General features: G+C 72.8%; 12 protein-coding genes. 8 read left to right on the top strand and 4 right to left on the bottom strand.

Going from position 1 to position 13,800, the window contains the following annotated elements; all coding sequences use genetic code 11:
* Positions 1-96 precede the first annotated feature (96 nt).
* Positions 97-1,008: a lytic polysaccharide monooxygenase auxiliary activity family 9 protein gene (locus AAHZ94_RS04435; RefSeq protein WP_349990675.1), complete on the bottom strand. Its 912-nt coding sequence runs from the start codon at positions 1,006-1,008 to the stop codon at positions 97-99.
* Positions 1,009-1,876: 868 nt separating this feature from the next.
* Between AAHZ94_RS04435 and AAHZ94_RS04430 the strand changes: the two genes are divergently transcribed.
* Positions 1,877-2,323 carry an SRPBCC family protein gene (locus tag AAHZ94_RS04430; protein WP_349990673.1) on the top strand — a complete coding sequence of 149 codons (447 nt, stop codon included), beginning with the start codon at positions 1,877-1,879 and terminating at the stop codon, positions 2,321-2,323.
* A gap of 8 nt (positions 2,324-2,331) precedes the next feature.
* Complete coding sequence (locus tag AAHZ94_RS04425; protein ID WP_502964576.1) at positions 2,332-2,895, top strand: YchJ family protein; 564 nt, start codon at positions 2,332-2,334, stop codon at positions 2,893-2,895.
* 203 nt (positions 2,896-3,098) lie between these two features.
* On the opposite strand, the gene AAHZ94_RS04420 is transcribed toward AAHZ94_RS04425, so the two are convergent.
* Both AAHZ94_RS04420 and AAHZ94_RS04415 read right to left on the bottom strand, forming a co-directional pair.
* On the bottom strand, positions 3,099-4,034 hold the full coding sequence (locus AAHZ94_RS04420) for an SAM-dependent methyltransferase (RefSeq protein ID WP_349990671.1): 936 nt from the start codon (positions 4,032-4,034) through the stop codon (positions 3,099-3,101).
* A gap of 2 nt (positions 4,035-4,036) precedes the next feature.
* Positions 4,037-4,981 carry a helix-turn-helix domain-containing protein gene (locus AAHZ94_RS04415; RefSeq protein ID WP_502964575.1) on the bottom strand — a complete coding sequence of 315 codons (945 nt, stop codon included), beginning with the start codon at positions 4,979-4,981 and terminating at the stop codon, positions 4,037-4,039.
* A gap of 165 nt (positions 4,982-5,146) precedes the next feature.
* On the opposite strand from AAHZ94_RS04415, the gene AAHZ94_RS04410 reads away from it, so the two are divergent.
* Positions 5,147-5,773 carry a hypothetical protein gene (locus AAHZ94_RS04410; RefSeq protein WP_349990669.1) on the top strand — a complete coding sequence of 209 codons (627 nt, stop codon included), beginning with the start codon at positions 5,147-5,149 and terminating at the stop codon, positions 5,771-5,773.
* 143 nt (positions 5,774-5,916) lie between these two features.
* Here AAHZ94_RS04410 and AAHZ94_RS04405 read toward each other — a convergent pair whose 3' ends face one another.
* Positions 5,917-6,825: a LysR family transcriptional regulator gene (locus tag AAHZ94_RS04405; RefSeq protein ID WP_349990667.1), complete on the bottom strand. Its 909-nt coding sequence runs from the start codon at positions 6,823-6,825 to the stop codon at positions 5,917-5,919.
* Between the two features lie 101 nt (positions 6,826-6,926).
* On the opposite strand from AAHZ94_RS04405, the gene AAHZ94_RS04400 reads away from it, so the two are divergent.
* From AAHZ94_RS04400 to AAHZ94_RS04380, 5 genes are all read left to right on the top strand, one after another.
* Complete coding sequence (locus AAHZ94_RS04400) at positions 6,927-8,207, top strand: MFS transporter (protein ID WP_349990666.1); 1,281 nt, start codon at positions 6,927-6,929, stop codon at positions 8,205-8,207.
* A gap of 200 nt (positions 8,208-8,407) precedes the next feature.
* Positions 8,408-9,337, top strand: a complete 930-nt coding sequence (locus AAHZ94_RS04395; RefSeq protein WP_349990664.1) for a hypothetical protein — start codon at positions 8,408-8,410, stop codon at positions 9,335-9,337.
* Positions 9,338-10,078: 741 nt separating this feature from the next.
* On the top strand, positions 10,079-11,044 hold the full coding sequence (locus tag AAHZ94_RS04390; RefSeq protein ID WP_349990662.1) for a hypothetical protein: 966 nt from the start codon (positions 10,079-10,081) through the stop codon (positions 11,042-11,044).
* Positions 11,045-11,215: 171 nt separating this feature from the next.
* Positions 11,216-12,667, top strand: coding sequence for an amino acid permease (locus AAHZ94_RS04385; protein ID WP_349990688.1), 1,452 nt, complete (start codon positions 11,216-11,218; stop codon positions 12,665-12,667).
* Positions 12,668-12,735: 68 nt separating this feature from the next.
* Complete coding sequence (locus AAHZ94_RS04380) at positions 12,736-13,656, top strand: GNAT family N-acetyltransferase (protein WP_349990661.1); 921 nt, start codon at positions 12,736-12,738, stop codon at positions 13,654-13,656.
* Positions 13,657-13,800: the final 144 nt, after the last annotated feature.

The raw sequence follows: 13,800 nt of genomic DNA, 5'->3' as shown, positions 1-13,800 counted from the left end.
CCGGGCCCCGCGGCTGGTGGGCGCGGACTGCGCCCCGGAAGGGTCCGGCGCACGGGAGGTGGCGCGCCCGGACCCCGGGTCAGGGGACCTGTGGGATCAGGCCCGGCGACGACGGAAGTACAGGAAGCAGGCGGCCGTCATGCCGACGGCCGCGGTGCCCGCGAGCATCTGCGGCATCGCGCTGTCGCCGCCCGTGGCGGCGGCGGTGTTCTCCGCGTTCAGGGCGACGGCACCGTCCTGGGCGGCAACCTTGTTGGCGGCGGCCCGCTCACCGGGGACGTCACCGCCGTGGCCGTGGTGGCTCACGGTCGACTTGGAAGCACCGGCATCGATCTGCTGCTGGGTCGGCGCCTTGGCGGCGGCCTGCTGGGCACCGCCGAAGGAGACGTCGGAGCAGCTGTAGAACGCCTCAGGGCTGTCGTTGCGCTGCCAGACCTTGTAAAGGAGGTGACGACCCGTCCGGTTGGGCAGGTTGCCGGTGAACTCGTAATAGCCGCTGGGCGCGGTCCTGGCAACGTTGGCCTTGGCGACCGGGGTGGTCTCCAGGTCCGACCACTTCAAGGGCTTCGTGGGGTCGTAGCCCTCCTTGGTGATGTAAACGGTCATCGTGCCGGGGTGCGCGGCGGTCACGCGGTAACGGAAGTTGAAAGCGCCCGCGGAGACCGGGGTGGTCGGCCAGTCGGTACGGGCCCAGTCGAGCGCCTTGTACTTCTCACGGTTGGCCGAGCAGAGCTTGCCATCGGGAATCAACTTCTGGTGCTGACCATTGGCGTTGGCAATGTTGACCTCGTTCCAGTCGTAGAGCGGCTGGGTGCCGCTCGCGGCGACGAGGTCCTTGCACACCTGCGACTTGGGACCCTCGGGGCCCTCTCCGTAACAAACGGCAACGCGGCTCACCGGGTTGAACATCGTGCCGTGAGCACTCGCCTGGCCGGGGTTAAAGGTGACGAGCAGCGCCGTGGCGGCGCCGACCGCACCCAGGGAAGCGGCCTTGCGTCGAGTGGACATCAGGGGCTCCATTCTCCAACTGTGGGGGAACACAAGCGAAAAAAGATCTACTCATGGGGCAACACACGCCCTGTGGAGCGCATCGGGCAGGGGCAGTGCTCGACACGGCGTCCCCGCAGGGGTGTTCAGAGGCAGGGTCGCATTGGCCTAGACCAACTACAAGAGTCGTGCACATGGCAATCCGGATAGACCCCGCGGCGGCCGAAAACCAACGCACCACCTGGCAGCCCTGCGCCGCCCCGTCCGTCGACGCCGATTCCGCAGCGTCCGATGGCCGTCGAGCGCCGCACTCCGCGGGAAACCCGGGGGAAACACCGCTACCCCGGCCGCCCCGTCCTCGCGCGCGACGCACCCTGGAAGTGTCCGGAAGACCACCGTCTCTTGGCGCATACTTGGCCCGTACTTGACGTGTACTGGACGCAAGGATGACGCGTTCCGGCCCGTCGCCGCCCGACTTGCCACCTTTGCCGAACGCGTACCCCGCGCCCCCTCACCCTCCCCTGGCCGCCCTTGTGCACCTCTCCCCCGGCCCCTCCGGCCCGGCTGGCTCCTCCGGCCCCTTCTTGTGTGTCCGACTCCTCCGGTGCCCCGTCAGCACCCCGCCAGCGCACTCCCGTACGGGCCCGGGCCAGGCCCGTAGCCGCCTCGCGCACCGACACACGGCACCGCGCGGTGCCGCGCTCGGGAGCCGTACGGCATGTGAAGCTACGGACGCGGGCCCGGCCCGGCCGTCGGCGCGCGGCGCGCGAGCGCACCGCCGCGCTTCCCCGGCCCGGCCCCGCCCGGCTCGCCCACGACCGTGGGCCAGTACGCACGGCCGCGGACCGGCACATACGGCCTGCCGGCCGATCGCCGTGGGGAGAGTTCCGTGGAGAAGGTCTTCGAGAGCTACATCCGCACCACCCCGGACCGTCTGTGGACGGCCCTGACCGACCCCGAGATCCGGGCCGTCTACCACTTCGGTTCCCGGATCACCTCGGACTGGACGCCGGGCTCCCGGTACGAGTTGGTCAACCCGCGCGCCGACGGGCCGCTGTGCGAGGGGGTCAACCTGGAGGTGGAGCCGCCGCGCCGGCTCGTACAGAGCATGGTGGCGCTGTGGGACGAGGACGTGCGCAACGCCGGCACCTCGCGCGTGACCTGGGAGATCGAGCCCGTCGCCGACTCCTGTCGGCTGCTGCTCACCTACGACCAGCTCCCTGCGGACGCGAGCGAACAGCTCTACGGGGGCTGGCCCATGGTCGTCTCCGGCCTCAAGACGTGGTTGGAGACCGGGGAGCGGCTCACCACACCCGGGTCGCTGATGTACGCCTGAGGCCGGCCATCGCACCGCCCCCGTGCCCCGGGGTCGGCCGGCAGTGCGCGACGGCGCAGCGGCAGGACAGCGGCGCGGGCAGCAGCACGTACACCGGCACAGGCAGCGGCGGGGAGAATGGGGGGCGGCCCAAGACCCCCCCCCGCCGCCTCCCCGCCCCCACCCGGGCCCCCGGGCCCGCGGGGGGGCCCGACTCGCCCTGCCCCTGCGGCGGCGGTGACCCCTACCAGGCGTGCTGCGGCGCCCTGCACTCCGGGCGCGCCACGGCCGGCACGGCGGAGCGACTGATGCGCTCGCGGTACAGCGCCTTCGTCGTACAGGACGCCGCCTACCTACTGCGGAGCTGGCACTCCAGCACCCGACCCGGCAGCGTCGACTTCGAGCCGGCCCAGCAGTGGACCGGCCTCGACGTGCTCGGCAGCACGGCCGGCAGCGCCTTCCACACCGAGGGCACCGTCGAGTTCCGCGCCCACTTCACGGTGGCCGGGCGCGCGCACAGCCAGCACGAGGTCAGCCGCTTCGTACGCGAGGACGGGCAGTGGGTCTATCTGGATGCGGTGGCGGAGGGTTGACCGCTTGCCGGTGCCGGCGAGCCTGCCGGTGCCGGCGCCCGGTGGCCGCGGGCGCGCTCGGGCCGGCTGCGCCCCAGCCGCCGTCCACCCGCCCGCTTCACCGCCGCCCGCACACGGTCGGCCACGGCGCCGGCCCGCAGCACCGCTGACAACCCAATCATCGGACAGCCACCCGGACCGCGCCGCGCCGGCGGACCGTCCGCTCAGCGCTTGCGGGCCACTCCGCCGTACATCGAGATGTCCGCGTCGGTGAGCTGGCTGCCCGCCCCGGGATCGGGCCGCCAACGGTGGATCGGGGCCACCCCGGGCTCGACCAACTCAAGCCCGTCGAAGAAGCGCAGGGCATCGGCCTTGGTGCCCTGCCGCAGGGCCACGCCCGACTGGTGGTAGACCTCCGCCGCGCGAGCCATCTCCGCGGGGGCGAAGTCGGTCGTGGCGTAGGACAGCGCCAGGTACGAACCGGCGGGCAGCGCGGCCAGCAGCTCCTCGACGATCGCGTACGGGTCGTGCTCCGGCGGCAGGAAGTGCAGGACCGAGATCAGGGTCAGGGCCACCGGCCGGGCCGGGTCGAAGGTCTCCCGGACCTCGCGGGAGCCGATGATGGCCGCGGGGTCGCACAGGTCGGCCTGGAGGTAGCTGGTGCGCCCCTGCTCGCTGCTGCGGAGCAGAGCGCGCGCATGGGCCAGCACCAGCGGGTCGTTGTCGACGTAGACGACCCGCGCCTCGGGCAGCGCGCCCTGGGCGACCTGGTGCAGGTTGGGCTCGGTGGGGATGCCGGTGCCGATGTCGAGGAACTGGGTGATCCCCGCCGTACGGGTGAGGTACTCGACGGCGCGGTGCAGGAACGCCCGGTTGGTGCGGGCGATGGTCCGGGCCGTCGGGAGCACCTGGAGGACCCGCTCGGCCGCCTCCCAGTCCGGTTGGAAATTGTCCTTGCCGCCGAGAAAGTAGTCGTACATGCGGGCCGAGTGGGCGGTGCCCAGCATCAGCCCCGAGCCGTGCAGTGGCGCGGAGGGCGGGCCCTGCGCCGGCGCCTGATCGGTGACGACGGGGGCGTCGGCCGTCGTGGCCGCTGCGGTCGCCGCAGTGGGTGGGGGCGGGACGTCCTCTGCGGTGATCTGTGGCGGCTCGTACGTCACCGTCATCCTCCTGTGCCGTGGGGGGCGTCGCTCCAGTGTGCGTGAAGCTCCGCCAGGCGGTCGCGCGATGCGCTCGCCTGAAGCGCTTGGGCACACACGTGGTCCAAAGCCGCCTGGTACCGGGCGACGTTCTCCCGCTTGGTGTCGATGGTGGGCGCGGTGAGTCCGTTTTCGGTGGAGACGATGTCGGGCAGTTCGCGGGCGCGGACCCGGAAGACGGTGAAGGCGCCGGCGCCGGCTGCCAGGTGGGGGCCCAGTTCGTACGGCATGACCTGCAACGTCACGTGCGGTAGCCCCGAGAGGTCGAGGAGGCGCTCGACCTGGTCGCGCATCACCTTGGGGCCGCCGACGGGCCAGCGCAGCACCGTCTCGTCCATGACGATCCACAGCCGGGGCGGCTCGTCGCGGGCGAGCAGCGCCTGGCGGCGCATCCGCAGCTCGACGCGCCGTTCGGTGCGCTCGGGGTCGGGCGCGGCCAGCGGGTCGTCCGCGTGCAACAGCGCCCTGGCGTACTCCTCGGTCTGGAGGAGGTCGGGCACGTGCTGCGGGGCGTAGCCGCGGATGAGCTGGGCCGCCTCGTCGAGGCCGATGCGGGTGCGCAGCCATTCGGGGGCCACGTCCCGGTAGGGGTGCCACCAGCTCGGCTGGCTGGCCTCGTCCGCGAGCCGCTGGACGGCGTCGGCCTTCTCGCGCGCGGTCACGCCGTAGCAGTCGAGGAGGGCCATCAGGGACGCGCGCAGATAGCGCGTGGCCTGGCCCGCCTCCATACGGCGGATCGTGGCTTCACTGACACCCACTGCCTTGGCCGCTTCGAGATACGACCTGCCCGCGCTCTCGCGGAGCTCCTTGAGCTGGGCTCCCAGGATCTGCCGAAGCACCTCTGGGGGATCGCCGGCGGCCAATCCGTCCCTCCTCGCTGAACTGCAATTTGCAAACTGGACTTGCATTCTGACTTTTCACCTCACCATAGTGGGTGGTGGCCTGGGACACACGAGACGGAGACGTACCGAGCCCCAGGCGCCGTGCCCGTCACCCCGCGCGGGCTCACCCACTCACGTGCCTTCCCACCGCGGCAGTGACCACCCGCACGCGGGAAGGCCCCCGGAGGACACATGGCCCGCTACCCCGCCCGAGAGCGGCTGGCGCAATGGTTCTCGCAGGACGGCCAGCCGCGGCAACCGGCCCTGACCCCGGAGCGGGCCGGTGCAGCCGAACGGTGGATCACTGCGTCACACCCGCGCCCCGATCGGCTCGCGGCCGAATGGCAGCGCCCGCCGCGCAACACGGCACTGGTGCCCGCCGGCCACGGCTGGGACGCCGTGGCCCTGCCCTGCACGCTGGCCGCCGCGGCCTCGGAGGAACTGACCGCCGAACAACGCACCGACCTGGACGGCGTGCCGCTCCTGTGCGACCTGGACAGTCAGCTCGTCTACATCCCGGTGGCCCCCGGCAGCGCCGACCGCTGGGGCGATCCGGCCGTCACGGTGCTCAGCCACGACGACTGGCTGGTGATGCCGCATCCGCGCCATCCGCCGAACGGGCACCGCGCGCTGTGGATCTCGCTGCCGGACGGCAGCGGGCGGCTGGCCGACGTGCGGGTGCTGCGGCTGGCCGTCGCCCAGGCCCGGGCCCGGCAGCGGGCCGCCCGCCCGCCGGTCCGCACCGCCTACGCGTACCCGATCCCGCGACCGGTGCCCGTGCAGCGCACCGCGGCGTACGGGGAGGTCGGCTACCGCTGAGCACGGCGGTCGGGTGACCGAAAGGACCCGGGGGCCGCTCCGTACGGCCGGTGCGCCGGTCTCGGGGGCCGGTCCGTGGTGCGGCGCGGCGCACGGGGGTCGGCGCGCGGCGTGCACGGGGCAGGACCCCGGGCCCTCCCGGTTCAGCGGGCGACGAACGGGCCGAGTTCCTGGGCGAGTGCGATGGTCAGGGCGCGGAAGATGCGGACCTCCGGATTGACCTCGTCGGCCCGGATCGCCAGGCAACTGTTCTCCCACGGCGCGTCAAGCACCGGTACGAAGACCGCGCCGGGCCAGCCGTAGTAGCGCGCGAAGGACTTGAGGCCCGAGCCCGCGGCGCGCCCGGTGACGACCCCGGTCAGCACCTCCTGCGGGGTGAGCGCGTAGTCCCTGCTCCGGCGCTGTGCCTCGTCGTTGAAGTAGAGGTAGTCCGCGAAGTGGCGCGGCGTGTGCGGCGGTATCCGGAAGAACGGCAGGTCGGCGACGTCGGCGACCCGTACGCCGAGGTCCCGGGCGTCCGCCAGCGGCGAGCTCTCGTGCACGGCCACGATCCGCTGCTCGGTGGTCAGCACGTCGGTCGTGATCCGCTCGTCCTCCGGCGGCGGGCGGACGAAGGCCACGTCCACGCTGTCCTCGACCAGCGCTGTGACGTGCTCGGTGAAGTCGAGTTGCCGCAGTTCGACCGGGACCTCCGGCCTGGCCCGCCGGTAGGCGCTCAGCGCGGCCGGGGTCAGCTCCGCCGAGCCGTGCCCCATGATCCCCACGCGCAGCGGCCGTACGGCGGCGGCCTCCCGCTCCTGGGCCAGTTCGGCCATGTCGTCCATCGCCGCGTTCGCCACGGCCAGCAGGGTGCGGGCGTGGCCGACCAGACGGGCGCCGGCCGGGGTCAGGGAGACCGGGTTGCGGTGCAGCAGGCGGGCGCCGACCTCGCTCTCCAGGCGCCGCACGTGCTGGGTGACGGCGGGTGGCGAGAGGAAGAGCCGCGCCGCCGCCCGCCCGAAGTGGCCTTCCTCGACGACCGCCAAGAACGACGACAGCAAGCGGAGGTCCATGGCCACCACCCTAGGCAGGGCGCGCGCCGGCGGGCGCCCGGCCTTCACGATTCGTGAAGGGGGGCGGCGCCCCCCGCTCGCCCGCTCGTACAACTGGCGCCATGAGCACCACCACCAACCACCAGCAGACGCAGGGCGGGCGGCCCTCGCCCGGCCCGGCGGGGCCCCCCCCCGCCGCCCGCTACGGGCTCCGCGCGGGCTGGCTGATGATGGCCTCGGGCTGGAGCGCCAACCAGTACTCCGCGCTGCTCGGCGCCTACCGTTCGAACCTGGGGCTGTCCGAGTCCGCCGTGACCGGCCTGTTCGCCATCTACGTGGTCGGGCTCGTGCCCGGGCTGCTCGTCGGCGGGCCGCTCGCCGACCGGCTCGGCCGCCGACCGGTGGCCCTCACCGCGCTCACCGTCAACCTGCTCTCCAGCGTGCTGCTGATGGCCGGCAGCGGGGTGCACGCGCTGTTGCTGCCCGGCCGCTTCCTGACCGGCGTCGGCGCGGGGGCGCTGTTGGCCGCGGGCAGCGCCTGGGTCAAGGAACTCTCATCGGCGCCGTTCTCCCCCGACACGCCCCCGGGTGCCGCGGCCAAGCGCGCCGGGCTCTTCGTCTCAGCCGGGTTCGCCTCCGGCGGCCTGATCGCCTCGATGATCGCGCAGTGGGCGCCGCGGCCGATGGTGACCGCCTACCTACCGCATGTGGTGCTCGCGGTCGTCGCGGGCCTGGCCGCGCTGCGGGTCCCCGAGTCCCGGGGCGCCCGGCCGGCCGCGCACCCCACCGGTGCATCGCCATCGCCAGCCGCCGGCCCGGTGACCGGTGCGCCGCCAGCGGCTCACCGGCGACGGTTCCTGCGCGCGGTCGCGGTGCTGGCCCCCTGGGTGTTCGCCGCGCCGGCCGTCGGCTTCGCCACGCTGCCCGGCCTGGTGGACGACGGGCTCACCGGCTGGCAGACCGTGTACGCGGGCATCACCACGGCCGTGGTGCCGGGTGCCGGGCTGCTCGTCCAGCCGCTGGCCCGCCGCCTCGCCGCCCGCAACCGGCTGGCCACGGCCGTCACGGGGCTGCTGGTCACCACGGTGGGCCTGGTGGTGGCCGCGCCGGCAGCCGCCCTGGAGCAGCCCGCGCTGGCGCTGCTGTCCGGCGCGCTGCTCGGGGCCGGGTACGGGCTCGCGCTCACCTACGCGCTGACGGAGGTCGCGGCGATGGCCCCGCCGGAGCGGCTGGCCAGGCTCACGGCGTACTTCTGGACCGTGGCCTACCTGGGCATGTTCGCGCCGTACGTGCTCTCCCTGCTCTCGGGGACGTTCGCCATGCCGACCCTGATGCTGGCCGGTGCGGTGCTGTCGGCGGCGACCTGTCTGGCGATGGTGGCGCTCAACCGGCGCGCGGCGTAGGGCAGGCGGTACGGGGCTGGCGGGGCGCCGCGCGGGCGGGGGGGGGGGGGGGGCGGCGGGGGGCGGGGCGGGTGGGGGGGCCGGCCGCGACCGATGTCGTGGTGCGCCGTGCTGCTGCGCCGGAGCGGCCCGGTACGCACCTCGGCCGGTAGCCCGTACGGCGGTACGCTGACCCGGTCCGCACACAGAGGAGCACGCCGATGACTCAGCCTCCCCACGAGCCACCTCAGGGCGGCTTCGGCGCACCGCCCCCGCCCGGCCCCGGGCAGCCACCACCGCCGCCGCAGCCCGGCCCGTACCAACCCCCCGCCGGCCAGCCCGGCTACGGCTACGGGGGGCCGCAGGACCAGGGCGCCCCGGCGTACGGACAGGGCTCCCAGCCCGGCCAGCCCGCGCCGTACGGCCCGCCGCCCGGCCAGGACCCGCAGGGCGGACCGGGCGCGCCCTACGGACAGCCGCCGGGGCCCTATGGGGCGCCTCAGCAGCCCGGGACTTACGGGGCACCGCAGCCGGGTCCTTACGGGGCTCCGCAGCAGCCCTACGGCGGGTATCCGCCGCCGCCGGGCGACGGTGGCGGGCGGCGCAAGACCGCGTGGATCGTGGGCGGTGTGGTGGTGGCGCTGCTGGCGATAGCCGGCGGCGTCTTCCTCGCCACCCGCGGCGATGACGGCGGCGACAAGAAGCCGGTGGCCCAGCAGAGCGAGGACGCGAACCCCACGCCCACGCCCACCGCGCAGCCGTCGACGACGCCGGACGAGGTGCTCCCGAGCGAGAGCCCGACCGCCCTGCCGAGCCCGTCCGACCTCGGCCCCACCGGCTCCGGTATCGAGGGCGTGTGGCGCTCGACCAAGGACGGTCGGATGCTGGCGATGGCCAAGGGCGGGCAGGGTTCCGAGACGGCGGGGCGGGACGGCGCCGCGATGGTCAAGGGCGGTCTCCAGTGCAAGGGGTTGCGCGAGGAGCGCACTCCGGGCAAGTCCTGGCGGCTGGCGCTGCTGTGCGAGCGCGACGGCAAGAAGGACAAGGACCTGGGCGGCGACGTCACGCTGAACGGGAACACGCTCACCATCGTCTGGGACGACGAGGGCACCGAGACCTTCGAGCGCTTCCGGGATCTGACCGGAAGCTGACCCCGCGGCCCCGTACTCCGCATACTCCGCGCCCCAACCCCCGTAACCTCAGCGGACCCGGCGCCCCCGCTCGCCCGCACCCGACTCGCCCGTCGCGAGCACCGGGCGCACCGCGCACACGGGACTGCCACCACCGGCCCGTCGACACCCGCTGTCGGCGGGCCTTCGGCTGTGCTGGCACCGACGCGCCTGACTCCCACGCCACTCCCCCCGTGGGACGAGGGCCCGCGCCATGTCTCAGCAGGCCGGGCCCGGGCCCCGCGCACGACTGGCCCCGCGGCCCGCCCCACAGGCCCGCCCAACGCCCGCCCGCCCGCCCCCACAGTCAACCCGTACGACCAGACCCGCACGACCGGCCCCCACGGCACAACCCCGCACAACCCGCGTGACGGATTGCGCCACCGTTCCGCGGCTCCCCCGATACGGCATCTGTTGAACGCCGCATTGAACTCAGCGCAAAGCGAACAGCGTTGCCGTGAGCAAGTCGTTTTGCATATGCCAAACACATAATTCAAGTCAGCTTGTGACAGAAAAGCCTCGGGATTCACCGATCCCAACCCGCGCCCGCTGAGCGATAACTGACGGGAAACCAGCTCATGTGGGTGACCCGTTTCGATCCGTTGTGATGCTGAGTATGGTGTGGCCCCTGCCGCCAGTTACGTCCGTGCGATTTCGGGCCTGAATGTGGCACGGGCAGGAGGTGCGGGTGGGTGGAGTCGTCGACAGGAACGGCAGGAGAGCATGTCCGCGGGCGTATTCGAGGGACAGTACGTGTGGCATCCGGCGGCCGATGACCGTCAACTCGCCAGCGCCTGCGTGGACGTGCGGGCCGGGCGCTACTGGAGCGCGCGCGAGGCGCTGCGGGAGGCGGACGGCGACTTCGGCCTCCGCGCCCACCGGGCGCTCGTCCTGGCCTCCGAGGCAGCCGACTCCGACCTCACCGAACGCTGGCTGGCCGAAGAGCCGAGTCCGGAGGCCACGTTGCTGTGGGCCAGGGTCGCGGTGCTGCGCGCCGCACGGGCCGCCGACGACCGCGACCGCAGGGCCACCGCGCTCGGCCGCATCGCCACCGCGGCGTGCGAGCGGGCCGCCGAGATGGCCCCGCACGACCCGACGCCCTGGGTCGCCCTGCTGGGCCTGGCCCATCTGCACCAGGCGCGCGATCCGGCACCGCGCGGTCTGCTCACCGCTCCCCCGGGCCCCTGGTACCTGTTCGCCCGCATCCTGCGGCTCGACCCCTGGCACCGGGAGGCGCACCACAGGTTCCTGGCGTTCTTCTTCGCCCGCAACGGCGGTTCGGCCAACGCCGCCTGGGACGTCGCCGCCTTCCTCGGACAGCGCGCGCCGGCCTCCTCCGCGCTGCGCCTGCTGCCGCTGGTGACGCTCGTGGAGGGGCACTACGTCGCCAAGACCGCCTCTCCGCTGGCGGACCGGGTCTGGGAGGAGCCCCAGTGGCGGACGACCGCGCTCAGCGTCTACCAGTACTGGTTCCCGCACGTGGCCGCCGGCCGCTTCACGCCCGTGCTCGACCTGGCCTATCTGGCCCACGCGTTGGTGATGGCCGGGCGGACCTTCGAGGCCAGGGCCGTCTTCACCGCGATGGGCCCGTACGCATCGCGCATGCCCTGGAGCGTGTTCGGCGATCCGGCGGACCAGCTCAGCCGGGCCCGGCGGCAATGCGGCCTCCCGGTCCCCGGCGCTCCCTGACTTCCCTCCGAGTACGTCCGTCGCGGGGCAGTTCGGCAGCCGCGCGGCGAGGTCTTTCTCCCACCCCCAAGAAAGGTCTCGATCGTGTCCGACCACGCATTTCGCGCTCGTACGCCCACGAGTCGTCCCGGTACGCCGGGGCCACTCGATGACGATGCGACGCTGCATGCGATGGGATATCCGCGCAAACTGACTCGGCGCTTTCGAGCCTTTGATAATTTCGCGATATCCTTCACCATCATCAACATTATCTCCGGCATCTTCTCCTCCTTCGGGTTCGGCATGTCGGCCGGCGGACCGCGCATTTTGGTGTTCGGCTGGATCGCGGTCTCCATCATGGTCCTGTTCGTCGGCGCATCAATGGCCGAAATCGCTTCCGCTTACCCGACCAGCGGCGCCCTGTATTTTTCCGCCGGAAAGCTCGCCAAACGACACCGCGGGGCCTGGTCCTGGTACACCGGCTGGCTGAACTTCGTCGGCCAGGTCGGCGGCACCGCGGCCACCGGCTACGCCGCGGCCACCTTCATCCAGGCGTTCTTAGCGATGCAGTGGCCCTCGTACCACGTGACCGGCGAGCGCACCGTCCTCATCACCGCAGCCATCCTGGTGGTCCAGGCGCTGGCCAACACCTACACGGTGCAGCTCGTCGCGGTGATGAACCGGATCTCGGTGTGGTGGCTGCTGATCGGCATGGTGGTGATCGTGACGGTGCTGGCCGTCGAACCCTCCCACCACCAGTCGCCGTCGTTCGTCACGCATTTCGTCAACGACACGGGATTCACCAACGCCTTCTACGGCGGAATGCTCGGCCTTCTCGTCACGAGCTGGACCTTCACCGGATTCGACGGCAGTTTCCACATGTCCGAGGAAACGGTGCAGGCAACCGTCAACGCGCCGCGCGGGATCATGCGGGCCATCGGCTACTCAGCGGTGACGGGCCTGATCCTCATGCTGGCCCTGGTCTACGCGATCCGTGACTACGGCAAGGAAGCGAATGCCGACGCACCGCCGGTGCAGATCCTCATCGATGCGCTGGGCACCGGTACGGCCAAAGTGCTGTTGCTCATCGTGATCGGCGCCATGCTCTTCTGTGGTCTGGCGAATATGACCAGCAACACCCGGCAGATTTTTGCCTTCTCGCGCGACGGGGCGATGCCGGGCTCCCACTGGTGGCACTCCGTCTCGCCGCGGACCCGAACCCCCGTCAAGGCCGTGTGGCTGGCCGCCGTCTGTTCGCTGATCCTGGTGATCCCCGGCTGGTGGTCGCAGACCGCGTTCACCGCCGTGGTCAGCGTGAACGTGGTCGGGCTCTTCCTCTCGTACGCCATACCGATCTTCCTGCGGCTGCGGCTCGACGACTTCCAGCCCGGGCCGTGGCACCTGGGCCGGTACGGCAAGGCGATCGGCCGGGTCGCGGTGGTGTGGATCGTGCTCAGCAGTGTGCTGTTCATGTTGCCGCACGCCTCACCCATCACGGCGACTTCCTTCAACTACGCGCCGATCGCCCTCGCGGCGGTGCTCCTCATCGCTACGGTGTGGTGGTTCGCCAGCGCCCGCCGCCGCTTCCAGGGACCGGTCAGCTACGGCCGGCCCGACGAGGTCGCCGCCATGGACCTCATCTAGCAGTCAACTCGCCCCGCGAACGGGCCACGAATGCGGCCCGCCCCCAATCGGAAGGACATCCCAGCACGATGGACCCCCTCGACAAGGCAGCCGCCTACGGCATCGGCGACGAGTACCCCGCGGACCCGCCGCCCACCGACGAGGTCGCGCTGCTCTCCGTCGACAGCACCACGCTCCAGGACTGGCTCCAGGTCGCCCAGTGGGCGGCGGCCGAAGGCTGGAACCCCGGGCACCGCGACGCGAACTGCTTCCACCCCACCGACCCGGACGGCTTCTTCCTCGGCCGCATCGGCGGCTACCCGATCTCCTCGGTCTCGATCGTCAACTACGCGACGAACTACGCCTTCCTCGGCTTCTACCTGGTCCACCCCGAGCACCGCGGGAACGGCATCGGCCTCGCCACCTGGCGGGCCGGCATGCTGCACGCCGGCGACCGGTTGGTGGGGCTGGACGCGGTGCCCGCACAGCGGAACACCTACCGCAGGTCGGGGTTCATCCCCGCGTACGACACGACCCGGTACGCCGGAGTGCCCGTGCGTTCGGGTGCGCCGGCGGCCGGGGTGGTGCCGGTCGGCCCTGAACACCTCGCGGCCGTCGCCGCGTTCGACCGTTCGTACTTCCCCGTCGAGCGCGCCTCCTTCGTCGAGCGGTGGCTGACCGCCGACGGGCACCGGGCGCGCGTACGGCTCGTGGACGGGCAGGTGACCGGCTACGGGGTCGTCCGCCCGGCGCAGAGCGGCTGGCGGGTCGGGCCGCTGTTCGCCGACGACCGGGCCGGGGCCGAGGCGCTCTTCGACGCGCTGGTCGCCGACGTCCCGCCGGGTGAGCCGGTCTTCGTGGACGTCCCGGAGCCGCACACGGAATCCGCCGCGCTGGCGACCTCGCGGGGCCTGGGGGTGGATTCCGTGACCACCCGCATGTACACCGGGCCGGCGCCGGCAACCACGACGGCCGGCATCTGGGCGGTCACCAGCCTCGAACTGGGCTGACCCGCGCCGCCGGGCCTCGCATCCGGTACGCGCGCGGGTGGGGGGGGGGCGCCCCCCCGCGCGGGGGCCCCCCCCCCGCGGGGGGGGGGGGGCGGCCCCCCCCCCCCCCCCCCCCCCCGGGGGGGGGGGGGGGCGCCGGCGGGG

It is taken from the genome of Streptomyces sp. HSW2009, assembly GCF_040240285.1.
In the GTDB taxonomy this organism is placed as follows: domain Bacteria; phylum Actinomycetota; class Actinomycetes; order Streptomycetales; family Streptomycetaceae; genus Streptomyces.
The sequence above is the reverse complement of the archived record's forward strand: the minus strand, read 5'-3'. Positions and strand labels throughout refer to the sequence as shown.

Bases quoted from the DNA above. Each gene is read 5' to 3' on its own strand.
- AAHZ94_RS04435 (WP_349990675.1), bottom strand. From the start codon at position 1,008: ATGTCCACTCGACGCAAGGCCGCTTCCCTGGGTGCGGTCGGCGCCGCC.
- AAHZ94_RS04415 (WP_502964575.1), bottom strand. From the start codon at position 4,981: ATGCAAGTCCAGTTTGCAAATTGCAGTTCAGCGAGGAGGGACGGATTG.
- AAHZ94_RS04410 (WP_349990669.1), top strand. From the start codon at position 5,147: ATGGCCCGCTACCCCGCCCGAGAGCGGCTGGCGCAATGGTTCTCGCAG.
- AAHZ94_RS04405 (WP_349990667.1), bottom strand. From the start codon at position 6,825: ATGGACCTCCGCTTGCTGTCGTCGTTCTTGGCGGTCGTCGAGGAAGGC.
- AAHZ94_RS04400 (WP_349990666.1), top strand. From the start codon at position 6,927: ATGAGCACCACCACCAACCACCAGCAGACGCAGGGCGGGCGGCCCTCG.
- AAHZ94_RS04395 (WP_349990664.1), top strand. From the start codon at position 8,408: ATGACTCAGCCTCCCCACGAGCCACCTCAGGGCGGCTTCGGCGCACCG.
- AAHZ94_RS04390 (WP_349990662.1), top strand. From the start codon at position 10,079: ATGTCCGCGGGCGTATTCGAGGGACAGTACGTGTGGCATCCGGCGGCC.
- AAHZ94_RS04385 (WP_349990688.1), top strand. From the start codon at position 11,216: ATGGGATATCCGCGCAAACTGACTCGGCGCTTTCGAGCCTTTGATAAT.
- AAHZ94_RS04380 (WP_349990661.1), top strand. From the start codon at position 12,736: ATGGACCCCCTCGACAAGGCAGCCGCCTACGGCATCGGCGACGAGTAC.